Annotated in this window: 15 protein-coding genes; 11 read left to right on the top strand and 4 right to left on the bottom strand. The window is 65.8% G+C overall.

Features of this window, described 5'->3' with window-relative positions; translation table 11 throughout:
* Window positions 1-244 precede the first annotated feature (244 nt).
* A complete protein-coding gene (locus CAG22_RS07685) occupies window positions 245-13,198 on the bottom strand; it encodes a non-ribosomal peptide synthetase (protein ID WP_085705115.1) in 12,954 nt (4,317 codons plus the stop codon).
* 316 nt (window positions 13,199-13,514) lie between these two features.
* Here CAG22_RS07685 and CAG22_RS07680 point away from each other — a divergent pair, with 316 nt between their 5' ends.
* A complete protein-coding gene (locus tag CAG22_RS07680; protein WP_015271130.1) occupies window positions 13,515-14,045 on the top strand; it encodes an RNA polymerase factor sigma-70 in 531 nt (176 codons plus the stop codon).
* A gap of 115 nt (window positions 14,046-14,160) precedes the next feature.
* Here the strand turns inward: CAG22_RS07680 and CAG22_RS07675 are convergent, their stop codons facing one another.
* A complete protein-coding gene (locus CAG22_RS07675) occupies window positions 14,161-15,174 on the bottom strand; it encodes a GNAT family N-acetyltransferase (protein ID WP_085705114.1) in 1,014 nt (337 codons plus the stop codon).
* A gap of 63 nt (window positions 15,175-15,237) precedes the next feature.
* Window positions 15,238-16,038 (bottom strand): ABC transporter substrate-binding protein, encoded by an 801-nt coding sequence (locus tag CAG22_RS07670; protein WP_085705112.1) that lies wholly within the window; start codon window positions 16,036-16,038, stop codon window positions 15,238-15,240.
* A 172-nt stretch (window positions 16,039-16,210) separates the two neighbouring features.
* On the opposite strand from CAG22_RS07670, the gene CAG22_RS07665 reads away from it, so the two are divergent.
* Both CAG22_RS07665 and CAG22_RS07660 read left to right on the top strand, forming a co-directional pair.
* The gene (locus CAG22_RS07665) at window positions 16,211-16,762 is read left to right on the top strand and encodes an exonuclease domain-containing protein (protein ID WP_075045871.1); all 552 of its coding nucleotides are present in this window, start codon (window positions 16,211-16,213) and stop codon (window positions 16,760-16,762) included.
* 74 nt (window positions 16,763-16,836) lie between these two features.
* Window positions 16,837-17,121: a pyrimidine/purine nucleoside phosphorylase gene (locus tag CAG22_RS07660; protein WP_033699336.1), complete on the top strand. Its 285-nt coding sequence runs from the start codon at window positions 16,837-16,839 to the stop codon at window positions 17,119-17,121.
* Window positions 17,122-17,234: 113 nt separating this feature from the next.
* On the opposite strand, the gene CAG22_RS07655 is transcribed toward CAG22_RS07660, so the two are convergent.
* Entirely contained in the window at window positions 17,235-17,927 is a 693-nt protein-coding gene (locus CAG22_RS07655; RefSeq protein ID WP_025340007.1) for an alpha/beta family hydrolase, read from the bottom strand.
* Window positions 17,928-17,977: 50 nt separating this feature from the next.
* Between CAG22_RS07655 and ccoN (CAG22_RS07650) the strand changes: the two genes are divergently transcribed.
* The 8 genes from ccoN (CAG22_RS07650) (at window position 17,978) to ccoP (CAG22_RS07610) (ending at window position 24,827) form a co-directional block, all read left to right on the top strand.
* Window positions 17,978-19,402, top strand: a complete 1,425-nt coding sequence (ccoN, locus tag CAG22_RS07650) for a cytochrome-c oxidase, cbb3-type subunit I (RefSeq protein WP_013973491.1) — start codon at window positions 17,978-17,980, stop codon at window positions 19,400-19,402.
* A gap of 13 nt (window positions 19,403-19,415) precedes the next feature.
* On the top strand, window positions 19,416-20,024 hold the full coding sequence (ccoO, locus tag CAG22_RS07645; protein WP_013973492.1) for a cytochrome-c oxidase, cbb3-type subunit II: 609 nt from the start codon (window positions 19,416-19,418) through the stop codon (window positions 20,022-20,024).
* Between the two features lie 5 nt (window positions 20,025-20,029).
* Window positions 20,030-20,224 carry a cbb3-type cytochrome c oxidase subunit 3 gene (locus CAG22_RS07640; protein WP_023661030.1) on the top strand — a complete coding sequence of 65 codons (195 nt, stop codon included), beginning with the start codon at window positions 20,030-20,032 and terminating at the stop codon, window positions 20,222-20,224.
* Window positions 20,221-21,162 carry a cytochrome-c oxidase, cbb3-type subunit III gene (gene ccoP / locus CAG22_RS07635; protein ID WP_075045873.1) on the top strand — a complete coding sequence of 314 codons (942 nt, stop codon included), beginning with the start codon at window positions 20,221-20,223 and terminating at the stop codon, window positions 21,160-21,162. Before CAG22_RS07640 ends, ccoP (CAG22_RS07635) begins: the two co-directional genes overlap by 4 nt.
* A 443-nt stretch (window positions 21,163-21,605) precedes the next feature.
* Window positions 21,606-23,048: a cytochrome-c oxidase, cbb3-type subunit I gene (gene ccoN / locus CAG22_RS07625; protein ID WP_015271137.1), complete on the top strand. Its 1,443-nt coding sequence runs from the start codon at window positions 21,606-21,608 to the stop codon at window positions 23,046-23,048.
* Entirely contained in the window at window positions 23,048-23,656 is a 609-nt protein-coding gene (ccoO, locus tag CAG22_RS07620) for a cytochrome-c oxidase, cbb3-type subunit II (protein ID WP_013973496.1), read from the top strand. The genes ccoN (CAG22_RS07625) and ccoO (CAG22_RS07620) overlap by 1 nt, the downstream gene beginning before the upstream one ends.
* Window positions 23,657-23,661: 5 nt before the next feature.
* Window positions 23,662-23,853, top strand: coding sequence for a CcoQ/FixQ family Cbb3-type cytochrome c oxidase assembly chaperone (locus CAG22_RS07615; RefSeq protein WP_003259925.1), 192 nt, complete (start codon window positions 23,662-23,664; stop codon window positions 23,851-23,853).
* Window positions 23,850-24,827 carry a cytochrome-c oxidase, cbb3-type subunit III gene (gene ccoP, locus CAG22_RS07610; RefSeq protein ID WP_025340010.1) on the top strand — a complete coding sequence of 326 codons (978 nt, stop codon included), beginning with the start codon at window positions 23,850-23,852 and terminating at the stop codon, window positions 24,825-24,827. Before CAG22_RS07615 ends, ccoP (CAG22_RS07610) begins: the two co-directional genes overlap by 4 nt.
* Window positions 24,828-25,036 lie beyond the last annotated feature (209 nt).

Here is a 25,036-nt window from a genome sequence, read left to right as displayed (position 1 = left end):
CGCCGGGGCTGCCTTGCAGCCCATTCGCAGCACAAGGCTGTGGCGGCCCTGTGGGAGCGGGCAAGCCCGCGAAGAACTCAACGCGGTTTATGGCACCGGCTGCGCCGGTGTTCGCGGGCATGCCCGCTCCCACAGGTGCAGCGCCAAACCTCGAGAACAACGCCGTATCTGTAGGAGCGGCCTTGTGTCGCGAAAGGGCCGCATAGCGGCCCCAGCAATTTCAACTTTTGTGCACCTGCTCAGGTCACAACCCCTCCAGTTCGGCCATCAGGTCACTGAGCCGGTCGACCTTGTCGTCATCCAGCACACTGCCCTGCAGCCCCTGCACATACACCGCCAGTTCCTCCACCGTGCTGCACTCGAACATCGCCCGCAGCGGCACGTTCAGTTGCAGCTGCTTCTGCACCCGCGAGGCGATCTGGGTGGCCAGCAGCGAATGCCCGCCCAGCTCGAAGAAGTTGTCATGCACCCCGACCCGCTCGGCCTTGAGCACATCCGCCCAGATACCGGCCAGTACCTCTTCCAGCTCATTGCGCGGCGCCTGGTAGGCCTGGCTGTGCTGGCCACCGACGTCGATGGCCGGCAGGGCCTTGCGGTCGAGCTTGCCGTTGGCGTTGTGCGGCAGGCTGTCGAACCAGCCCCAGTGCAGTGGCACCATGTACTCCGGCAACTCGGCACGCAGGCGCTGCTTGAGCTGTTCCAGCAACGCAGCGTCGGCTGCAACGCCCTGATGCGCCACCAGGTAACCCACCAGGTGCTTGCCATTGACGCCCTCCTGCACGCCAACGGCAGCGTCGCGGAGCTCCGGCTGTTCGTGCAGGCGGGCTTCGATTTCACCCAGTTCGATGCGGTAGCCGCGAATCTTCACCTGATGGTCGATGCGCCCGACATACTCCAGCACCCCGTCCGGGCGCTGCCGCGCCAAGTCGCCGGTGCGGTACAGGCGTTCGCCCGGTGCACCATGAGGATGGGGAATGAACGCCAGCGCCGTACGCACCGGGTCGCCGACATAGCCACGGCCCACGCCGGTGCCGGCCACGCACAGTTCACCTGTCGCACCCAGTGGCACCAGCGCCTGGTCCTCGCCGAACAGGTACAGGCGGTTGTTGTCGGTCGGCGTGCCGATCGGCAGGTAGCTGCCACGGGTCGAGGCGGCATCGACGCGGAAGAACGCCACGTCATCGGAGCACTCCGCCGGGCCGTAGGCGTTGACCAGGCCGATCTGCGGGTAGCGCTGCAGCCACTGCGCCGCCAGCTCCGGTGGCATGGCTTCGCCGGTCGGCAGCATCCAGCGCAGGCCATCGAGGGCCTGGTGGTCGTTGGCCAGCATGCCCTGGATCAGCGACGGCACGCTCTCCAGCACGCTGATGCCGGTGGCCTGCACATGCGCCAGCAGGCCCTGCGGGTCATGGGCGATGGCGTTCGGCACGATCTCCACCCGGGCGCCGAACAGCGGCGCGGCAAGGAACTGCCACACCGAAATGTCGAAGCTCTGCGAGGCCGTCTGGGCGATCACGTCCTGCTCGCCGAGCGCAAGGTACGGCACCTTGCTCAGCTGGTTGTTGAGCATGCCGCGCTGCTCGACCATCACCCCCTTCGGCAAACCGGTGGAGCCTGAGGTGTAGATCACATAGGCGAGGTTATCCGGCCCGCTGTGAATGCCGGGGTTGTGGCTGGCCACCGGGCTGGCCTGGATGTCTTCCCAGACCAGCAACTGCGGCCGTGCCGCCACTGCAAGCTGGTCCAGCAACTGCCGCCCTTGCCCGGCACAGGCCGCGCTGCACACCAGCACGGGTGTACGGCTGAGCTCGATGATGCTTTGCAGGCGCGCCGCCGGCAGGCCCGGGTCCAGTGGCAGGTAGCCGGCGCCGGCCTTGAAGCTGCCGACGATCATGCCCAGCAGCGGTAGCCCACGCTCGGCCAGCAGTGCCACCGGCTGGTCCACCTTCACACCCGCCGCGATCAAGGCATGGCCCAGGCGGTTGGCCGCCAGGTTCAAGCCGGCGTAGTCGTAGGACGCGTCCAGGCAGCGGGCCACGGTACGTTGCGGATGTGCGGCCACCTGCGCCTCGAACTGCGCGATGTAGCTGTCTTCCAGCGGATAGGCGCGCGCGGTACGGTTGCAGTCCTCCAGCAAGAAACGCTGCTCCTCGGCGCCCAGCAACGGCAGTGCGCTCATCTCCCCTTCAAAGCCTTGCACCAGCGCCAGCAGCAGGCGCTTGAACTCGGCCAGCAGGCGCTCGACGGTCGGGTAGTCGAAGTAGCGCTGGTCGAACGACAGGTGCAGGCCAAGGTCATCGCCCGGGTAGCACACCGCTGTGAGCGGGAAGTTGGTGTGGGTACGGCCCGAGTCGGAGCTGGCATTCAGGTGCTGGGCGTGGTCGAGGACGGCAGTTTCCACCGGCGCGTTCTCGAACACGAACAGGCTGTCGAACAGCGGCTGGCCCTTGGGCAGTTCGCTGCATTCCTGGATCGCCACCAGCGGCAGGTATTCATATTCGCGCAGCTCCATGTTGCGCTCCAGCAGGCCTTGCAACCACTGCCGCACACTGCAGCGCTCACCCGCCACCGGCAATTGCACGCGCAGGGCGACGCTGTTGATGAACAGGCCGACGGTACGCTGCATCTGCGGCATGCTCACCGGGCGCCCGGCCACGGTCACGCCAAAGGCCACGTCGCGGTCGCCACTGTAGCGCGCCAGCACCAGTGCCCAGGCCGCCTGGGCGAAAGTGTTGACGGTGAGCTGGTGGGCCTGGGCCAGCTCGCGCAGGCGCACGCCGTCGCTCACCGCCAGGCGCGTATAGCAGTCGCCGACGATCATGCCGCTACCGGCATGGTCGTGGCGCAGCGGGCGGTCGCTGGGGATGGGGGTGGCACGTTCGAAGCCGGCCAGGTTGGCCTGCCACCAGGCTCGCGCGTCGTCCAGGCCCTGGCGTTGCAGCCAGCCGATGTAGTCGCGGTAGCGCGGTGGCACCGGCAAGCGGGCCTGGCGCCCCTCGCCAAGGGCCTGGTAGATCTCGAAGAAATCGTTCATCAACAGCGAACGGCACCAGGCATCGATGAGGATGTGGTGGTTGCTCATCATGAACCAGTAGCGCTCGTCGGCCACACGCACCAGGCGCAGGTGGAACGGCGCCTCGCTGAGCAGGGCGAAACCAGCCTCGCGTTCCTGCTTGTGCAGGGCCTGCAGGCGCTGCTCCTGGGCGTCGTCGTCGAGGCCACGCCAGTCCTGGTAGTCCACCGGCGTGTTGCCCGGCTTGTGGATGATCTGCAGCATCGCCTCGCCGGTGTTCCAGCTGAACGATGCGCGTAGCGCCTCGTGGCGCGCCACCACCGCCTGCCACGCCTGGGCGAAGCGTTCGGGGTCGAGCGCGCTGTTGATGCGGTAGCGGTCCTGCATGTAGTAGAGACCGGTGCCCGGCTCCAGCAGGGTGTGCAGCAGCATGCCCTCCTGCATCGGCGTCAGCGGGTAGACGTCCTCGATCTGCGCGGCCGGTACCGGCAGCGCGTCGATCTGCGCCTGAGTCAGGTGCGCCAGCGGGAAGTCCGATGGCGTGAAACTGCCGTTGCCATCAGCCAGGCAATGCTCGACCAGCGCCAGCAGCTCCAGGCGATAGGCGTCGGCCAGGCTGGCGATGGTCCGCTCGTCGTAGCGTTCGGCACTGAAGGTCCAGCGCAGTTGCAGGGCGCCGCCGTACACCTGGCCATCGACACTCAGCCAGTTGGGCAGCGGTGCATCGAGGTCGTGGGCCAGGCCGGCCGGGGCGTCCAGCGGCTGGAACAGGGCTGTGCTGTCGAACTGCTGGTCGAACTGGCCCAGGTAGTTGAAGGTGATGCGTGCCTGCGGCAGGGCCGCCATCTGCTCGCGCCCTGCCGTATCGGCCAGGTAGCGCAGCACGCCGTAGCCCAGCCCTTTGTGCGGCACCTGGCGCAACTGCTCCTTGATGCGCTTGATCGAGCCTGCCCGCGCCGCATCGTCCTCGCCTGGCAGCGGGCGCAGGCTCAGCGGGTAGGCGTTGGTGAACCAGCCGACGCTGCGGGTCAGGTCCATGTCTTCGAACAGCCCGTCACGGCCATGGCCCTCAAGCTGTACCAGCACTTCTTCATCGCCGCTCCAGCGGCACAGGGCACGCGCCAGCGCGGTCAGCAGCAGGTCGTTGACCTGGGTGTGATAGGCCGCCGGGGCCTGCTGCAGCAACTGCCGGGTCTGCACCACATCCAGGCCGATGGCCAGGGTACGGGCGTGGCGGTGCAGGTTGCCGCCCTGCGGGTGATCACATGGCAGTTCACGGCGCACACCACCCAACTGGCCTTGCCACCAGCCCAGCTCGTCGCGCAGCGAATCGCTGCCGGCATAGCTGGCCAGGCGTGCGGCCCAGTCGCCGATGGCGTGGGTCTTGGCCGGCAGCGGCTGGCCACGGTACAGCGCTTGCAGGTCTTCCAGCAGCACGCGCCACGACACGCCATCGACCACCAGGTGATGGATCGCCAGCAACAGGCGCTGGCCGCCCTGGCCGTCATTAACCAGCAAGGCGCGCAACAGTGGGCCCTGTTCCAGGTCGAGGCTGCGTTGCAGGTCGGTGTACAGCGGTTGGCAATCGGCGAAGTCGGCGACCGTGGCTGTCCACAGCAATTGCCCGGTGGCAGGCGAAGCATATTCGGCCTGCCAGCGGCCCTGGGCCTGACTGAAGCGCAGGCGCAGGCTGTCGTGGTGCTGCACCAGGTCGGCCAAGGCTCGCTCCAGTACCCCCTCGTCCAGCGGCTTGCGCGCCTCCAGCAGAACAGCCTGGTTCCAGTGCTGCGGCTGTGGCACTTCACTGTCGAAGAACCAGTGCTGGATCGGCGTGAGGCCGGCCTGGCCCTGGCGCTGGCCCTGTTCGATGCTGCTGGCGGCTTCGCTGCGCTGAACGATGGCGGCCAGGGTCTGGATGGTCTGATGCTGGAACAGGTCGCGCGGGGTGAACTGCAAGCCGGCCTGACGAGCCCGGCTGACTACCTGGATCGACAGGATCGAGTCGCCGCCCAGTTCGAAGAAGTTGTCCTGCACGCCGATCCGGGCAACGTTGAGCACGTCGCGCCAGATCTGCGCCAGTTGCGCTTCCACCTCGTTGCCAGGCGCCTGGTACTGCTGGCGTGCCTGCTCCAGGCCCGGCAGCGGCAGCGCACGGCGGTCGAGCTTGCCGTTGCCCATCAGCGGCAGGCTGTCGAGCAGCACCAGGTGCGCCGGCACCATGTAGTCCGGCAGGTGCTGGCGGGCATCGGCTTTCACCGCGTCGCGCAGCAGGCCCTGGGCCTCGCTGTCGGCAGCGGCCTGCCCGCACACCAGGTAACCCACCAGTTGCTTGCCGCCCGGCAGGTCGAGGGCCAGCACCACAGCCTCGTCGACATCGGCATGCGCCTGCAGGCGGCTTTCGATTTCGCCCAGCTCGATACGGAAACCGCGAATCTTCACCTGCTGGTCGGCGCGGCCGACGTACTCGACCAGGCCATCGCTGCCCAGGCGCACCAGGTCACCGGTGCGATACAGGCGCCCGCCTTCGCTGCCGAACGGGTCGGCGACGAAGCGCTCGGCGCTAAGGCCCGGGCGGTCGTGGTAACCCTGGGCCAGGCCGGCACCGCCGACATACAGCTCGCCAATAGCGCCTTGCGGCAACAGGGCAAGGTCTTCGTCGAGGATGTACGCCGTGCGGCTACCGATGACGCGGCCGATCGGTACGCTGCCCAACTCCGCCGGTAGTGTCTGTGGTGCCAGGCAGGCCAGCGGCATGACCACGGTTTCGGTCGGCCCGTAGGCGTTGAAGAACTGCTGTGGCGCGAAGGCCTGGCGGATGCGCTGCAGGTGTTCGCCGGTCAGCGCTTCACCACCGGTAATGACCAGGCGCACTGGCAACTGTTCGCCCTGCCCGGCCAGGTACTGCGCCAACTGGCTACCGTAGCTGGGCGTGAAGCCGAGGATGCTCACCTGCTGCTCGCGCACCAGCTGGCAGATGTCTTCGGCGCCCCACTGCCCCTGGGCGCGCAGCACCACGCGGGCGCCACACAGCAGCGGCACCCACAGGCGTTCGCTGGCGGCGTCGAAATTGATCGAATAGAAGTGCAGCTCGCAGTCATCGCTGCGCATGCCGAACGCGTCGATCACCGCCTGGCAATGCATGGCGAACTCGCCGTGGCTGACTACCACGCCCTTGGGCTTGCCGGTGGAACCGGAGGTGTAGATCAGGTAGGCCTGGTGCTGCGGCAGGTTGAGGTTGTCCAGCGGCGCATCGCTGTAGGCCGACAGGCTGGCGCTGTCGTCCTCCAGGCTCCAGTGCGCCACGCCTTCGGGCAACTGCCCCAGGGTTTGCAGCAGCGTGCGCTGGCTGAGCAGCAGGCCGATGCGGCTGTCTTCGATCATGTAGCGCAGGCGGTCGAGCGGGTATTCGGGGTCGAGCGGCACGTAGGCGCCACCGGCCTTGAGGATGGCCAGCAGGCCGATGACCATTTCCAGCGAACGCTCCAGCGCCAGGCCCACACGCACCTGCGGGCCGACGCCACGCTCGCGCAGGGCGCGGGCCAGGCGGTTGGCCTGCTGGTCGAGTTCGGCATAGGTCATGTGCCGGCCGGCGAAGGTCAACGCGCCAGCGTGTGGCGTGCGCGCAGCCTGGGCGGCAAACAGGCCGTGCACGGTCTGGTCGAGAGCGAGATCCTGCTCGCCCTGCAACTGGCCCGCCAGCACCTGCTGCTCGGCGCTGCTCAGCATCGGCAGCTCGCACAGGCGCTGTTGCGGGTTGTCGAGCAGGCCGGCCAGCAATTGCTGCCAGTGCTCGGCCATGCGTGCGATGCGTGGCTCGTCGAACAGGTCACGGCTGTAGGTCAGGCAGCAACCCAGGCGGCCGTCGAGGTCGGTCACCTCCAGGTACAGGTCGAACTTGGTGGCGCTGGCGTCGTTGACCAGGTAATCCACCTGCATGCCAGCAAGCTGGCGGCTTTGCTGGAAGGCCCAGCGCTGCACGTTGCACATCACCTGGAACAGCGGGTTGTAGGCGCTGCTGCGCGGTGGCTGCAGGGCTTCCACCAGCTGGTCGAACGGCAGGTCCTGGTGCGACTGGCCTTCGATGGCAACCTGGCGTACCTGCTCCAGCAACTGTGCGGCGCTCATCTGGCCGTCCAGCTCGCAACGCAGCACCTGGGTGTTGAGGAACGCGCCGATCAGCCCTTCGCTTTCCGGGCGGATGCGGTTGGCCACCGGCGCGCCAATGCGCAGGTCACGCTGGCCGCTGTAGCGGTGCAGCAAGGCGGCCAGGGTGGCAGTCATGGTCATGAACAGGGTCAGGCCGCGCTGGCTGTTGAAGGCATGCACGCGGGCGACCAGCGCCGGGTCGAGCTCGAAGCGGTACAGCTCGCCACGGTGGCTCTGCACTGCCGGGCGCGGGCGGTCGGCAGGCAGCGCCAGTACCGGGTGTTCATCGCCCAGGCGGGCCTGCCAGTAGGCCAGCTGGCGGGCGCCCTCGCCGCTTTCCAGCCATTGCCGTTGCCACACGCTGTAGTCCAGGTACTGCACCGGCAGCGGCGCCAGCGGCGATTCGCGGTCATCGACGAAGGCCTCGTACAGCTCGCCCAGTTCGCGGGCGAAGATGTCCATGGCCCAGCCTTCGGTGACGATATGGTGCAGGGTCAGCACGAAGAAGTGCTCGCGCTCTTGGGCTTTGACCAGACAGGCACGCAGCAACGGACCGCGCTCCAGGTCGAACGGCTGGTGCGCCTGGTCGTCGGCCAGTTGTTGCAGGCGTTGTTGGCGGGCATCGGCGGGCAAGGCGCTGAAGTCCTGCCAGTCGAGGTGCAGGCTGCTGTCTTCGGCCACGCACTGATACGGCACGCCATCGATGCTGGGGAAGGTGGTGCGCAGGGTTTCGTGGCGCACCACCAGCGCCTGCAACGCACGCTCGAAGGCATCCACATGCAGGGTGCCGCGCAGGCGCGCCATGCCGCCGACGTTGTACGCCGGGCTGCCCGGCTCCATTTGCCAGAGGAACCACATGCGCTGCTGCGAGTACGACAGCGGCACCGCCTGGCGGCGGTCGACGCGGGTGATTGCGCCTTGCAGGTTGCGCTCACCGGCGGCACGGATACGCGTGATCTCGGCACAGAAGGCGCCCAGCTCACTGGCGTCGAACAGGGCCTTGAGCGGCAGCTCGACATCGCAGGCCTGGCGCGTGCGCGAGACAATTTGAGTGGCCAGCAGCGAATGGCCGCCGAGGGCGAAGAAGTCATCCTGCAGGCCAACGCGCGGCAGGTTCAGCACTTCACGCCAGATGGCAGCGACCTGCTGCTGCAGCTCGGTTTGCGGCTCGATGTGCTCCCGCTGCTGCCACACCGGGGCCGGCAACGCCTTGCGGTCGACCTTGCCGCTGGGGCCCAGCGGCATCTGCGCCAGCGGGATGAGTTGTGCCGGCACCATGTAGGCCGGTAGTTGTTCAGCCAGCACCGTCAGCAATGCATCAGGCTGGGCGCTGCCACTGTAGTAGCCGACCAGTTGCGCGCCTACGGCATCCTTGTGAATCAGCACCAGCGCCTGTTCGACCCCCGCTTGCGCCAGCAGGCAGGCCTGGACTTCCTCGGGTTCGACACGGAAGCCACGCACCTTGACCTGCTGATCGAGGCGGCCAAGGTATTCCAGCGCCTCGGTCTGCACCTGCCAGCGGGCGCGGTCGCCACTGCGGTACAGGCGCTCGCCATTGCCGTCGGCCCGGGGCACGAAGCGCTCGGCGGTGAGGCCCGGGCGGCCCAGGTAGCCACGGGCCAGGCCTGCACCGCCAAGGTACAGCTCGCCCGGCACACCGGGGGCGGTCAGTTCCAGTTCGTCGTCCAGCACACGGCACAGCACATTGCCCAGCGGGCGGCCGATCGGCGAGCGTTCGCCATCGGTGGCCTGGCAGTGCCAGTGGGTGACGTTGATGGCGGTTTCGGTCGGGCCATAGCGGTTGTGCAACTGCACCTGTGGCAGCACCTGCAGCACGCGGTCACGCAGTGCCGCGGACAGCGCTTCGCCACCGGAGAACAGCCGGCGCAGGCTGCTGCAGGCACCCGCCTGCGTCTCCTGGACGAACACCTGCAACAGCGGCGGCACGAAGTGCAGCATGGTCACGCCATGGGCCTGCACCAGCGCGGCGATGCGCTGCGGGTCACGGTGCTCGCCAGGGCCGGCGAGCACCAGCTTGCAACCGGTCACCAGTGGCCAGAAGCATTCCCACACCGAAACGTCGAAGCTGATCGGCGCCTTCTGCATCAGCACGTCGCTGTCGTCCAGCACATAGCTGGCCTGCATCCATTGCAGGCGCTCGGCCAGTGCCGCGTGGGTATTGCCCACGCCCTTGGGCTGGCCGGTGGAGCCGGAGGTGTAGATCACATAAGCCAGGTTGTCGCCATGCAGGTGCAACCCGGGGGCATGGCTTGGCCAGCTGTCCAGGTGCAACTGGTCGAGGGCGATGGCGCTGACGCCGTCCACCTGTGGCAGCTTGCCCAGCAGGTTGCTGTGGCTCAGCAACAGGCCAGCGTTGCAGTCGGCGAGCATGTAGGCCAGGCGCTCGGCCGGGTAATCGACGTCCAGCGGCACATAGGCACCACCGGCCTTGAGAATGGCCAGCAGGCCCACCAGCAGCTGCGGCGAACGCTCGACGGCGATGGCCACGCAGGTGTCGGGGCCGACGCCTTTGTCACGCAGGTAGTGGGCCAGACGGTTGGCTTGCTGGTGCAACTCGGCGTAATCCAGGCTGCCACCGTCCCACACCAGGGCGGTGCGCTGCGGGGTCAGGCGTGCCTGCTCATTGAGCTGCTCGACCAGCAGGCGCTGCGGCGCCGCAGCAGGTGCCTCGCCCCAGCTCAGCAGTTGCGCGCGGCCAGGCTCGTCGAGCAATTGCACCTCGCCCAGCGCCCGCTGCGGCCCGGCACACACCTGCTCGAGCACGGCCAGCAGGTGCTGGGCCAAGCGCTTGACGGTGCTGGCATCGAACAATTCGGCGGCATAGTCGAAGGCCAGGCTCAGGCGGCCCTGGTGGTCTTCTTCACTGTGCAGCTGCAAGTCGAACTTGGCTTCGCGACTGTGCCACGGCAGCTCTTCGGCCAGCAGACCCGGCAGGCGGCGCAGGGCAGACAGGTCACGTTGCTGGTGGTTGAACATGACCTGGAACAGGCCTTGCTCGCGAGCCTCGGGCACGGCTTCGAGCAGTTGCTCGAACGGCAGGTCCTGGTTGGCTTGGGCATCCAGGGTGGCTTGGCGCACCTGGGCCAGCAACTGGTCGAACGGCAGGCGGCCATCGAGTTGCGCACGCAGCACCTGGGTGTTGATGAAGAAGCCGACCATGCCTTGGGTTTCCAGGCGCGGGCGGTTGGCGTTGGGCACGCCGACACGGATATCGGCCTGGCCACTGTAGCGGTGCAGCAGCGCCTGCCAGCCGGCCAGCAGTACCATGAACAGGCTGGCCTGCTGTTCGCGGGCCAGGCCCTTGAGCGCTTCGGTGAGCCTGGCCGGTACCTTGAGGTTGAAGCGGGCGGCGCGGTGGTCGCGCTGGCTGGTGCGCGGGTGGTCGGTGCACAGGTCGAGCACCGGCAGTTCATCCCCCAGACGCGCCTGCCAGTACTGCAGCTGACGCTCGGCCTCGCCTGCGACCAGCCACTGTCGCTGCCAGGTGCCGTAGTCGGCATAACCCAGGGTCAGCGGTGCCAGGTTGGCCTCGAGGCCCTGGCAATGGGCGGCATACAGTTTGGCGAATTCGTCGAGCAGGATGTTCAGCGACCAGCCGTCGGCGACGATATGGTGCAGGGTCACCCACAGCTGATGGTGTTCATCGTCCAGGCGCACCAGGGTCACCCGCAGCAACGGCCCCCGGGTCAGGTCGAACGGCTGGCGAGCTTCGGTTTCGCGTTGGGCGGCGACCTGTTCGGCGGCCTGGCCTTCGAGGTCCAGGCGGCGAAGGTCGAACGGCTGCTGCGCCTGGATGCGCTGCAGGGCCTGGCCGTTCTCTTCGGCAAACAGGGTACGCAGCGATTCATGGCGCGCCACCAGCGCCTGGAAGGCCGCTTCCAGTGCGTTTTCGTCCAGCTCACCGCGCAACTGCAGGCCGGCCGGAATGTTGTAGGCCGCCGACTGCGGGTCCAACTGCCACAGCAGCCACAGGCGGTTTTGCGCCAGCGACTGGGGCAGCGCCTGGGTGCGTCCCAGGGTAGCGATGGCGCCGACCCGGCCACCGCCTTCGGCGATGATCGCGGCCACGGCCTTGACGTAGTCAGCCAGTATCGGCGCCTCGAACAGGGTTCGCAGGCCCAGCTCGATGCCCAGTTCATCGGCCAGGCGTGCGGTGGCGTGGGTGGCGGCGATGGAGTTGCCACCCAGCAGCAGGAAGTGGTCGTCTGCCGCCACCGCCTCGACCTTGAGGATGTCGCGCCACACACCGGCGATGCGCGCCTGCAGTTCATCGCCGGCGGCATCCGTGGCAATGGGCTCGCCCACCTCAGGGAAGCGGGCGTAGCAGTCCAGGCTGCCATCGTCCATGCGCAGGCGGCAGGCCGAACGCTGCAGCTTGCCGCTGGAGGTCTTGGGCAGTGCGCCGGGGTTCAGCAGCAGGACAACGGCCGGGGCCTGGCGGCAGGCGTCGGCGATCACCTGGCGCAGGGTCTTGATCAGCTCCTGGGGCTTGATTGCCTTCTGCACGTTGCGGCTGATTTCCACCGCCACGCCAATGCCCTCCTCGCCTTGCTGCTCGACGGCGAACACTGCCACCCGGCCTTTGCGCAGCACATCCACTTCGCGCTCGAGGGTCTTTTCCAGGTCCTGCGGGTACAGGTTCTGCCCGCGCACGATCAGCATGTCCTTCAGGCGCCCGGTGACGAACACTTCGCCTTCGCGCATGAAGCCAAGGTCGCCGGTACGCAGCCAGGTCTGGCCGTCCATGTCGACGAAGGTGCGGGCGCTGGCCTCGGGGTTGCGCCAGTAGCCCAGGGCGATGCTCGGGCCGCCGGCCCAGATCTCGCCCACCTGGTTGTCGCCCAGCACCTGCAGGCGTTGTGGTTCGACAATGCGCACGGCATGCCCGGGCTGCGGGTAGCCACAGCTCATCAGCACACTGCCCTTGCCAGGCTCCGCACGGTTGGCGGCGAAGGCTTCGGCGTCCAGCTCCAGCGCGGCGATGCCCTGGCCACGGCGGCTGCCGCTGACGAACAGGGTCGCCTCGGCCAGGCCGTAGCTGGCGAAGAAGCTCTGCGGGTCGAAGCCGCAGGCCTGGAACTTGTCGGCAAAGGCCGCCAGGCTGTCCTGGCGGATTGGCTCGGAGCCGGAATAGGCCACCCGCCAGCGGCTCAGGTCGAGCCCGGCCAGGGAGGCCTCGCTGACCCGCTCGCTGCACAGCCGGTAGGCAAAGTCGGGGCCGCCGCTGATGGTGCCGCCGTACTCGCTGATGGCCTGCAACCAGCGCAGCGGCCGGGCCAGGAAGTAGCCCGGCGACATCAGCACACAGGGCACGCCGCTGAAGATCGGCTGCAGCAGGCCGCCGATCAGGCCCATGTCGTGGTACAGCGGCAGCCAGCTGACGATCACGTCGTCGGGGTTGAGGTCGATGCCAAAGCCTTGGCGGATCAGTTGTTCGTTGGCCACCAGGTTGCCATGGCTGACCTGCACGCCCTTGGGCAGTGCGGTGGAGCCGGAGGTGTACTGCAGGAAGGCGATGTCATCACCCTTGAGTGCGGGCTCGCGCCAGTTCGCAGCCAGTGCCGGGGCCAGGCCATCCACCGCCAGCAGTTCGGGGGCGTTGGCCGCCGCCAGGGCCTCCAGGCCCTGCAGGCTGTCGTGCAGGGCCGCGACGGTCAGCAGCAGGCGCGGCTCGGCGTCGTCGATGATCGACAGCAAGCGCTGCTGGTGGTGCTGGCGCGCGGACTCCGGCGGGTAGGCCGGCACCGCAATCACGCCGGCATACAGGCAGCCGAAGAACGCCGCTACATAGTCTGGCCCGCTGGGGAACAACAGCACCGCGCGGTCGCCGAAGCTGGCCCGGGTTTGCAAGGCAGCGGCGATGGTGCGCGCACGCTGATCGAGGTCCCGGTAGCTGAGCACGGCCTGCTCGCCGGGAGCGTCGGCCAGAAAGCGCAAGGCGACTTTGTCCGGGGTCTGCGCGGCGCGTTGCGCCAGGGCCTGGACCAGCGAGAGCGGGAGTTCGAAGGCGTCCGTCATGGGGTGTTCCTGCCAGTGTCTGTTTGGGGCGGCCGGCTGCTGCGCGAACGTGGGCGCAGCGGCATGTGGCGGCCTGAGGTGTACACAGGGGAACGGATGGGCGGGGGGAGAAATTAGCGTGTCATGGCACCGGCAAGGGCACCACGCAGGCCCTTTCGCGGGCGAGCCCGGTGCCGCAGGCTTAGAACCGAAATGCACGGTTACCAATTACATTTCGCATTTGACAATCATTATCATTCTGAATAGCTTGTCGCCCGTCGTAGGAAGCTTCCCAAATTTGGGTGCGTCCTTTCCCCTCTGTGACAAGGTGATTTCCATGGCGGAACAACTATCCACAAGTAAGTGCGATTCACCATTACTGCAGGCCTTCGTAGACAACCGCAGCATCCTGGTCAAGATTGCTGCCCGCATCACCGGCTGCCGGTCGCGCGCCGAAGATGTGGTGCAGGACGCCTTTTTCCGGCTCAGCGCCGCCCCGCAGATCACATCGTCGTTCAAGGCGCAGCTGAGCTACCTGTTCCAGATCGTGCGCAACCTGGCCATCGACCACTATCGCAAGCAGGCGATGGAGTTGAAGTACTCCGGCAGCGAGGAGGAAGGCCTGAACGTAGTCGTGCAAAACGCCTCCCCCGAAGCCACCCACATCAACCTTGCCGCGCTGGATGACATTGCCGAGGCGCTGAACGAACTGCCCCAGCGCACCCGCTATGCCTTCGAGATGTACCGCCTGCATGGCGTGCCGCAGAAGGACATTGCCAAGGAGCTGGGAGTGTCGCCGACACTGGTCAACTTCATGATCCGCGATGCGCTGGTACATTGCCGCAAGACGGCCAGTCGGCAGGCCTGATCAGGCAGAGTCTGCTTCTTCGCGGGCACGCCCGCTCCCACAGGAAAAGCACAGACCTCAAAGACTGAGGGGGACCTGTGGGAGCGGGCGCGCCCGCGAAGAAGCCACCTCGATATCAAGCCAGTTTGCAGCGATCGAAAAACCGTTCCCGCCCCAGAATCATCAACGCCGCGCGCTTGTGCGGGAAGTCGAACTCCTTGTCGCAATGGAAGCACTGGTCGTGCATGTAGCCGATCATCTTGCCGTTGTCTGCACGCGGCTCGGCCACCACCCGCTGGGTGCGCGGGTCATCCAGGAACAGGTAGTGCACCAGCGCCGATAGCCAGCTGGCCACCTTGTGCGGCCCGCGATGGCTCTCCTCCCCTACCAGCATGTGGATGCCACGGTCGTAGTCATCGGCCGGGTAGAACGGCGCAATGCGGTCTTCCTTGGCCCAGTACGCCTCGAAGTAGGCAAACGGCTGGTCATCGAAGCAGCCGATCAACGTCAGGGCATGCGGGTCGGCCTCGAGCTTGCCCAGGTATTCACGGTGCTGCGCCAGGGTGCCAGCCTCCTGCCAGAACGCCTCCACCCGCGGGTTGTTCTGCCAGCGGTTGAAGCGCTCCAGGTCATGCTCGATCTCCAAGGTACGCAGCGACACCCAGCTGCCCAGGCGCGTATCGAAGCGCCGGTACACCTCGCCACGAGGCTTGGGCGCGCGGCGTGGGTGGCGCTTGCCGTTGCTGATCTGCATTTGCTGCGGGTATGCCACGCCGGCCGACTCGCCCAGCCACGGCTGTGGCAGCTGCCAGAACAGCGCTCGCTCGCACAGGTATTGGCCAGGCTGCTCGCCGGCAAGCAGCAGGCCACTGGTCAATGCCTGGGGCAACGCCTCGGGCAGGTACCAGGCCAGGCGCTGGCAGGCGGTGTCGCGGGCCAGCAGCCAATAACAGGCGGCCCACAAGGCCTGATAGGGGCGCTCGGGGCACAGCCGCTCCAGGTGAACATGCAGGGTAGCGCCCACCTCCAGGCGCAACTGGATCAGCGGGCGGCCTTCGAGGGACAGGCTCAGCCAGCTGTCACCCTCCTCGGCACTGAGGCTGCGCCAGCGTGGCGCTGACTGGGGCTGCGAAGCGGCATCGAACGGCATGGGCTTGACTCACGGCAATGAAGAAAAGGCTCACTGCTGAGAACGTTGCCGCACCACGGGAATTTAGTCGTGTGGGGCCGACACCGTGATGCGGTAGGGCTCGAAGATGCGCGCCAGCTCGCCACTGTCGCGCAGGGCCCGCAGCAGCGCCGCGAACGACTGCTCGCCGATCGGCGCCCCCGGGCGCAGCAAGGCGTAGTGGTGGTAGACCTGGTCAATGCGCTGCGAGGACACCAACTGGTCCCGGCTGGCCGGGTTGCGCTTCAGGAAATCGCTGAGATAGGAACGCGTGACCAGGGCGATGTCGGCGCGGTCGGCCTGCACCATCAGCAGGTTGCTGTCGTGGGAATAGGTCAGGGTCGCTTTGTAGGCGGTGCGCAGGTAGTCCGGGTCGGAGTTGAAGCCGGCGAACGCATAGTGGTAGCCGTTGATCAGCGCCAGGCGCTTGCCGTGCAGGTCGTCGAAGTAATGCGGGTCACGGCCATTGGCCTTGCGGGCGACGAACACCTCGGCGTCTTCCAGGCCCAGGTCCACGCTCTGGTGGGCAATCTGCTGCCAGCCCCACTCCGGGTTCTCGAAAATGGCCATGTCGGTGCGGCCTTGCTGGAGGTCACCAAAACGCCGCTGGATGGAGGTGGGCACCACGACGAAGTGGTAGCGCTGCTGCGTGCGGTTTAGCGCGTCGACCAGCTGCGGCAGCAGGCCGCTGTCGGCGCCCTGCTCGGGGCGTACCGTATACGGTGGGAAATGCGCCGCGCCAATCCTCACTTCGACGGCATCGGCAGCCCATACCGGCGCCGCCAGCCAGAACACGGCCAACAGCATCAGGGAAGACAGGGCCTTTAGGCCGGGCGCTGGAGTCAAGACGGATGCTCATCACGGTTCATGCCTGGGTCCACCTAAGCTAGGCGTTTTCCGGGCCGGACACAACTGCCGGATAGTGGCCCTTTGTGCCAAAGCCGCAGGCAAATTGCCAGGGGGTGCCGGATGCCCTGAGTTTGGCTACGCTCTAGCAGGATCTGCAAGGGAGCCTGGTATGGGCCATTGGTTGGTGATCGACCTGGAAGCCACCACCGACGATGGTGGGTGGCCGGTCACAGAGATGGAAGTCATTGAAATCGGCGCAAGCCTGGTTACCCGCGAAGGCCGCGAGGTCGACCACTTCCAGCGCTTCGTGAAGCCCCGGCGGCGACCGCAGCTGACCCCGTTCTGCCGTGAGCTGACCCACATCAGCCAGGCCAGCGTGGACAGTGCCGCACCGTTCCGCGAAGTATGGGCAAGCTTCGAGCGCTGGCTCGGGCACCACCGCGGGCAGCTTCAGGCCTGGGTCAGCTGGGGCGACTACGACCGCCAGCAGTTGCACCAGGAGTGGCAGCAGCATGGGCTGGACAGCCTGCTGCGGACCCTGCCGCACATCAACCTCAAGCAACGCTTCGCCAAGGCCCGCCACCTGCAGCGCCCCGCGGGGCTGAACGGTGCACTGCAGCTGGCCGGCATGCACTTTTGCGGGCAGCAGCACCGGGCCCTGGAAGATGCGCGCAATACCGCGCGGCTGCTGCCGTTGAGCCTGCCGGTGGACGCTACCTGAAAGCAGATGACGGGGCCCGTGGGCTTGGGCATACTGGCCAGCCCTTTTTCATCCCCCCTTTTCAGGAGTCGCCCATGTTCCAGGTCAACGAGTACTTCAACGGCACCGTCAAGTCGATCGCATTCGCTGGCGAAGAAGGCCCGGCCACTGTCGGCGTGATGGCCCCGGGCGAATACGAGTTCGGCACTGCCAAGCGCGAGATCATGCACGTGGTTTCCGGCGCCCTGACCGTGAAGCTGCCAGGTAGCGACAACTGGGAAACCTTCAACGCCGGTGACAAGTTCAATGTGGCCGCCGACAGCAAGTTCCAGCTGAAGGTGGCGGTGGATACTGCCTACCTGTGCGAGTACCGTGACTAAGCGGTAGCCTGTACCGGCCTCTTCGCGGGCTCGCCCGCTCCCACAGATACCACACAAGCTTCCAGGCCTGTGTAGTTCCTGTGGGAGCGGGCAAGCCCGCGAAGAATCCAGCACTAATCTTTTAGGAAAGCTGCAACCTTCTCAGCCGCCGCCTGCAAGTGCTGCTCATGGCTGAACCCCGAGGCCTTCAGCGGCTTCAGGTCATGGTCCCCCGCCACCAGCCAGCTCACCTCGATCGCCGGCGATAACGCATACCCTGCCACCGCCTCGCGGTTACCCAGCGCATCCCGCTCGCCCTGCACGATCAACGTCGGCGTCTTCAATTCGGCCAGGTGCTCGACCCGTGGCTTTTCCGGCTTGCCCACCGCATAGAACGGATAGCCCAGGCACACCAGTGCATCCGCTTCCAGTTCATCGGCCAGCAGGCTGGCCATGCGCCCGCCCATGGACTTGCCACCCACCGCCAGCTTGCCCGCGACCAAAGGTCGCACCTGCCGGTACACCTCGCGCCAGCATTCCAGCAACACCTTCTGCGGGTTCGGCGGCCGCTTGCCGCCGGCAACCCTGCGCTCGGCCATGTACGGGAACTCGAAGCGCACTACCGCTACCCCAAGCGCCGCAAGCCTTTGCGCCATTTCGTCCATGAACCCGCTGTCCATCGGCGCACCTGCGCCATGGGCCAGGATCAGGCAGCCCTTGTAGCCGTCCTTGCCCCGAACGTGCGGGGGATCGCAGCGCAAGCCTGGGACATTTCCGACCTTCGCCCATTGATCCCCGTCAATACCGGCACTTTGCCCATTAATCATGCTTGCCTCGCTGTAAAGCCTGCCAAATAACCGTGGATGGGAACCCATACATGAACACAACCAGCAGTACCGCCTATAACTACAAGGTGGTCCGCCAATTCGCCATCATGACGGTGGTGTGGGGAATCGTCGGGATGGGGCTCGGCGTCTTCATCGCCGCCCAGCTCGCCTGGCCTTCCCTCAACTTCGACCTCCCCTGGACCAGCTTCGGCCGCCTGCGCCCCCTGCATACCAATGCGGTGATCTTCGCCTTCGGCGGCTGTGCGCTGTTCGCCACCTCCTATTATTCGGTGCAACGCACCTGCCAGACCACCCTGTTCGCACCGGGCCTGGCCGCGTTCACCTTCTGGGGCTGGCAACTGGTGATCCTGCTGGCGGCCATCAGCCTGCCGCTGGGCTACACCAGCTCCAAGGAATACGCCGAACTGGAATGGCCGATCGACATCCTGATCACCATCGTCTGGGTGAGCTACGCCATCGTGTTCTTCGGCACGCTGATGAAGCGCAACACCAAGCACATCTACGTCGGTAACTGGTTCTTCGGCGGCTTCATCCTCACCGTGGCGATGCTGCACGTCGTCAACAACCTGGAACTGCCGGTCAGCCTGACCAAGTCCTACTCGGTCTATGCCGGCGCCACCGATGCCATGGTGCAGTGGTGGTACGGCCACAACGCCGTGGGCTTCTTCCTGACCGCGGGCTTCCTGGGGATGATGTACTACTACGTGCCCAAGCAGGCCGAACGCCCGGTGTATTCCTATCGCCTGTCGATCGTCCACTTCTGGGCGCTGATCACCCTGTACATCTGGGCCGGCCCGCACCACCTGCACTACACCGCCCTGCCCGACTGGGCACAGTCGCTGGGCATGGTGATGTCGCTGATCCTGCTGGCACCAAGCTGGGGCGGCATGATCAACGGCATGATGACCCTGTCCGGCGCCTGGCACAAACTGCGCAGCGACCCGATCCTGCGCTTCCTGGTGGTGTCGCTGGCGTTCTACGGCATGTCCACCTTCGAAGGCCCGATGATGGCCATCAAGACGGTCAACGCCCTGTCCCACTACACCGACTGGACCATCGGCCACGTCCACGCCGGCGCCCTCGGCTGGGTGGCGATGATTTCGATCGGCGCGCTGTACCACACCATCCCGAAAGTGTTCGGCAAGGAGCGCATGTACAGTATCGGCCTGATCAACGCGCACTTCTGGCTGGCCACCATCGGCACCGTGCTGTACATCGCCTCGATGTGGGTCAACGGCATCGCCCAGGGCCTGATGTGGCGCGCGGTCAACAGCGACGGCACGCTCACCTACTCGTTCGTGGAAACCCTGGTGGCCAGCCACCCAGGCTTCATCGTGCGCTTCGTCGGCGGTGCGATCTTCCTCAGCGGCATGTTCCTGATGGCCTGGAACACCTGGCGCACCGTGCGTTCGCCGGCGCTCGATGTCGCCCCTGCGAACGCCCAGCTGGCTTGAGGAGACCTGCCTGATGAAACATGAAGTCATCGAGAAAAACGTCGGCCTGCTGGCCCTGCTGATGGTGTTTGCCGTCAGCATCGGCGGCCTGACCCAGATCGTCCCGTTGTTCTTCCAGGACGTCACCAACAAGCCGGTGGAAGGCATGAAGCCCTACACCGCGCTGCAGCTGGAAGGCCGCGATATCTACATCCGCGAAGGCTGCGTAGGCTGCCACTCGCAGATGATCCGCCCGTTCCGCGCCGAAACCGAGCGCTATGGCCACTACTCGGTGGCTGGTGAAAGCGTGTGGGACCACCCGTTCCTGTGGGGCTCCAAGCGCACCGGGCCGGACCTGGCCCGGGTCGGTGGCCGCTACTCGGACGACTGGCACCGTGCGCACCTGTACAACCCGCGCAACGTGGTACCGGAGTCGAAGATGCCGTCGTACCCATGGCTGGTCGCCCAGCAGGTCGACAACAGCCATACCGACACCAAGATGCGCACCTTGCGCACCCTGGGCGTGCCGTACACCGACGATGACATCGCCGGGGCCCGCGACGCGGTCAAGGGCAAGACCGAGATGGACGCCCTGGTCGCCTACCTGCAGGTGCTCGGCACCGCGATCAAGAACAAGAGGTGAATGCGATGGGAATGGACATCGGCATGATCCGCGGCCTGGGCACACTGGTGGTGATGATCGCCTTCATCGGCCTCACCCTGTGGGTATTCAACCGCCGCCGCGACCGTGATTTCGCCGAAGCGCGCCTGCTGCCCTTCGTCGACGACCGCCTGCCCTCTGCCGGACAGGAACCTGCTGCAAAAAGGAGTAACGGGCAATGACCACCTTCTGGAGTACGTACATCTGCGTACTGACCATCGGTAGCCTGATTGGCCTGACCTGGCTGCTGCTCGCCACCCGCAAGGGCCAGAGCAACAACACCACCGACCAGACCATGGGCCACAGCTTCGACGGCATCGAGGAATACGACAACCCGCTGCCCAAGTGGTGGTTCTGGCTGTTCGTCGGCACCCTGGTGTTCTCGGTCGGCTACCTGATCCTCTACCCGGGCCTGGGCAACTGGAAGGGCATCCTGCCGGGCTATGAAAATGGCTGGACGGGCGCCAACGAATGGCAGAAGGAGATGGACAAGGCCGACGCAAAATTCGGCCCGATCTTCGCCAAGTATGCTGCCATGCCCGTGGAAGAAGTGGCCAAGGACCCGCAGGCGCTGAAAATGGGCAGCCGCCTGTTCGCCTCGAACTGCTCGGTGTGCCACGGCTCGGACGCCAAGGGTGCCTATGGCTTCCCCAACCTCACCGACAAGGACTGGCGCTGGGGCGGCGAGGCGGAAACCATCAAGGCGTCGATCATGAACGGTCGCCACGGCGTGATGCCGGCCTGGGCCGAAGTGATCGGCGAGCAGGGCGTGGCGGATGTGGCCGCGTTCGTGCTCACCAACCTCGATGGCCGCAGCCTGCCGGAAGGGGTCAAGGCCGACGCCGCCAAGGGCAAGGAAATCTTCGCCGGCAACTGCGTGGCCTGCCACGGGCCTGAAGGCAAGGGCACCCCGGCCATGGGCGCGCCAGACCTGACCCACCCGCAGGCGTTCATCTACGGTTCGAGCTTTGCCCAGCTGCAGCAGACCATTCGCTATGGTCGCCAGGGTCAGATGCCGGCGCAGGCGGAGATCCAGGGCAACGACAAGGTGCACCTGCTGGCGGCATACGTGTATAGCCTGTCGCAGGATCAAGCTTCGCCAGACCTGACTGCCAAGTAACACCCATTCGCGGGCTCGCCCGCTCCCACAGGTTAACCACAGATTTCAAGCATTGTGGTGAACCTGTGGGAGCGGGCAAGCCCGCGAAGGGCTGCAAAGCAGCCCCTCTCCCCGCTCTACCCCTCCTTGCACCCCCTCCGAACACAACTAAGCTTGTTGCCTCAGTGGGCCTCGCTCCGAAAGGAGCGGAGCAGACGCGGCGCGTAGCCTGTCGCCGTCCCGATAAAAAGCTTGACCGATCGATCAGAAAAAGGCGAAAAACGGTACACATTACAAATATTTATTTGTGTACAATCGTCCAGACCCGATCGCTGCGGGACATCAGTGAACGGGCTCGGGCACGGGTCGGCGTACCAAAGTTGCGTTGCGGTAACCCCGGTGGTTATCAATACTGGCGCCGATTTTTCGACCAACAAGAACATCAAAACCGTGGAACCTTAGCAATGAGCACAGCAATCAGTCCGACTGCTTATAACTATAAGGTCGTCCGCCAGTTCGCCATCATGACGGTGGTCTGGGGGATCCTTGGCATGGGCCTCGGCGTCTTCATCGCCTCGCAGCTGGTATGGCCGCAACTGAACCTGGACCTGCCCTGGACCAGCTTCGGCCGCCTGCGCCCGCTGCACACCAACCTGGTGATCTTCGCCTTCGGAGGCTGTGCGCTGTTCGGCACCAGCTACTACGTGGTGCAGCGCACCTGCCAGACCCGGCTGATCTCCGACAGCATGGCCGCCTTCACCTTCTGGGGTTGGCAGGCGGTGATCGTCGGGGCGCTGATCACCCTGCCGATGGGCTACACCACCACCAAGGAATACGCCGAGCTCGAGTGGCCGCTGGCGATCCTGCTGGCCATTGTGTGGGTCACCTACGGGCTGGTGTTCTTCGGCACCATCGTCAAGCGCAAGACCAAGCACATCTATGTCGGCAACTGGTTCTACGGCGCCTTCATCGTGGTTACCGCGATGCTGCACATCGTCAACCACATCTCGCTGCCGGTAAGCCTGTTCAAGTCGTATTCGGCCTACTCCGGCGCCACCGACGCGATGATCCAGTGGTGGTACGGCCACAACGCCGTGGGCTTCTTCCTCACCACCGGTTTCCTGGGGATGATGTACTACTTCGTACCCAAGCAGGCCGAACGCCCGATCTACTCGTATCGCCTGTCGATCGTGCACTTCTGGGCACTGATCACCCTGTACATCTGGGCCGGCCCGCACCACCTGCACTACACCGCCCTGCCTGACTGGGCGCAGTCGCTGGGCATGGTCATGTCGATCATCCTGCTGGCGCCAAGCTGGGGCGGCATGATCAACGGCATGATGACCCTGTCCGGTGCCTGGCACAAACTGCGCACCGACCCGATCCTGCGCTTCCTGGTGGTGTCGCTGGCGTTCTACGGCATGTCCACCTTCGAAGGCCCGATGATGGCCATCAAGACCGTGAACTCGCTGTCGCACTACACCGACTGGACCATCGGCCACGTCCACGCCGGCGCCCTCGGCTGGGTGGCGATGATCTCGATCGGCGCCGTGTACCACATGATCCCGCGCCTGTATGGCCGCGAGCAGATGCACAGCGTCGGCCTGATCAACGCGCACTTCTGGCTGGCTACCATCGGTACCGTGCTGTACATCGCCTCGATGTGGGTAAACGGCATCACCCAGGGCCTGATGTGGCGCGCCATCAACGATGACGGCACCCTCACCTACTCCTTCGTCGAAGCCCTGCAGGCCAGCCACCCTGGCTATATCGTCCGCGCCCTGGGCGGTGCGTTCTTCGCCACCGGCATGCTGCTGATGGCCTACAACGTGTTCCGTACCGTACGTGCCGCCAACCCGGCACAGGCTGAGGAAGCCGCCAAGATCGTCGTCGTGGGAGCGCACTGATGAAGCATGAAGCCGTCGAGAAGAACATAGGCCTGCTGGCCTTCTTCATGGTCATCGCCGTGAGCGTCGGTGGCCTGACCCAGATCGTCCCGCTGTTTTTCCAGGACGTCACCAACAAACCCGTGGAAGGCATGAAGCCGCGCACCGCGCTGGAACTTGAAGGCCGCGATATCTACATCCGCGAAGGCTGCGTGGGCTGCCACTCGCAGATGATCCGCCCGTTCCGTGCCGAAACCGAGCGCTACGGCCACTACTCGGTAGCCGGCGAGAGCGTGTGGGACCACCCGTTCCTGTGGGGCTCCAAGCGTACCGGGCCGGACCTGGCGCGGGTCGGTGGCCGTTACTCCGATGACTGGCACCGTGCGCACCTGTACAACCCGCGCAACGTGGTACCGGAATCGAAGATGCCGTCGTACCCGTGGCTGGTCGAGCACAAGCTCGACGGCAAGGACACCGCGAAGAAGATGGAGGTGCTGCGCACCCTCGGCGTGCCGTACACCGACGCCGATATCGCCGGGGCCCGCGACGCGGTCAAGGGCAAGACCGAAATGGACGCCATCGTCGCGTACCTGCAGGGTCTTGGCACCATCATCAAGAGCAAACGGTGACGCTGATGGATATCGGGATGATTCGCGGCCTGGGCACCGTCGTGGTGATGGTGGCCTTCGTGGGCCTGGCGCTGTGGGTGTTCAACCCACGGCGCAAGAAGGACTTCGACGAAGCGACCCAACTGCCCTTCGCGGATGACCCCGAAGCCAGCCGGCACGTCGAGCAAGCAAAAGCTTCTGGGAGCAAAAAACAATGACAACCTTCTGGAGTCTGTACGTTACCGTCCTGACCCTGGGCACCATCTTCTCGTTGACCTGGCTGCTGCTGTCGACCCGCAAGGGCCAGCGCGAAGAGGTCACCGACGAAACCGTCGGGCATGCCTTCGATGGCATCGAGGAGTACGACAACCCGCTGCCGAAATGGTGGTTCTGGCTGTTCGTCGGTACCATCGTCTTCGCCCTCGGCTACCTGGTGCTGTACCCGGGCCTGGGCAACTGGAAAGGCGTCCTGCCGGGCTACTCGTACTTGGATAACGACAAGCAGACCGAGTTTTCCAACGGCCAGCCGGGCTGGACCGGCGTGCACGAGTGGGAAAAGGAAATGGCCAAGGCCGACGCCCGCTTCGGGCCGATCTTCGCCAAGTTCGCCGCCATGCCCATCACCGAGGTGGCCAAGGACCCGCAGGCCCTGAAGATGGGCGCGCGGCTGTTCGCTTCCAACTGCTCGGTGTGCCACGGCTCCGACGCCAAGGGTGCCTTCGGCTTCCCTAACCTCACCGACAACGACTGGCGCTGGGGCGGCGAGCCAGACACCATCAAGACCACCATCATGGGCGGTCGCCACGGCGTGATGCCGGCCTGGGCCGAAGTGATCGGTGACCAGGGCGTGGCCGATGTGGCCGCGTTCGTGGTCAGCAAGCTCGATGGCCGCACCCTGCCAGAGGGCGTGAAGGCCGATGCCGAGAACGGGCAGAAGATCTTCGCCGCCAACTGCGTGGCCTGCCACGGGCCGGAGGGCAAGGGTACGCCAGCCATGGGCGCGCCGAACCTGACCCATCCGCAGGCGTTCATCTACGGTTCGAGCTTTGCCCAGTTGCAACAGACCATCCGCTACGGTCGCCAGGGGCAGATGCCGGCCCAGGAGCAGATGCAAGGGAATGACAAGGTGCACTTGCTGGCGGCTTATGTGTACAGCCTGTCGCAGCAGGCCGAACCGGCCAAGGCCGAGTAAGCAGGCCTGGCCTCTTCGCGGGTAAACCCGCTCCCACAGGTACTGCGCTCGCCCAAGGGCCTGTGCGATTCCTGTGGGAGCGGGTTCACCCGCGAAGAGGCCGGCAAAGACACAGCATTTCTTGCAGGCTGATGACCTGGATCAATTGACACCTGCCATAACACGATTCATACCACGAACCCAACGCGACTAAAGGTCGCAGTGCAGCC

This window comes from Pseudomonas sp. B8(2017) (assembly GCF_002113575.1).
Classification (GTDB): Bacteria; Pseudomonadota; Gammaproteobacteria; order Pseudomonadales; family Pseudomonadaceae; genus Aquipseudomonas; species Aquipseudomonas putida_Z.
The sequence above is the reverse complement of the archived record's forward strand: the minus strand, read 5'-3'. Positions and strand labels throughout refer to the sequence as shown.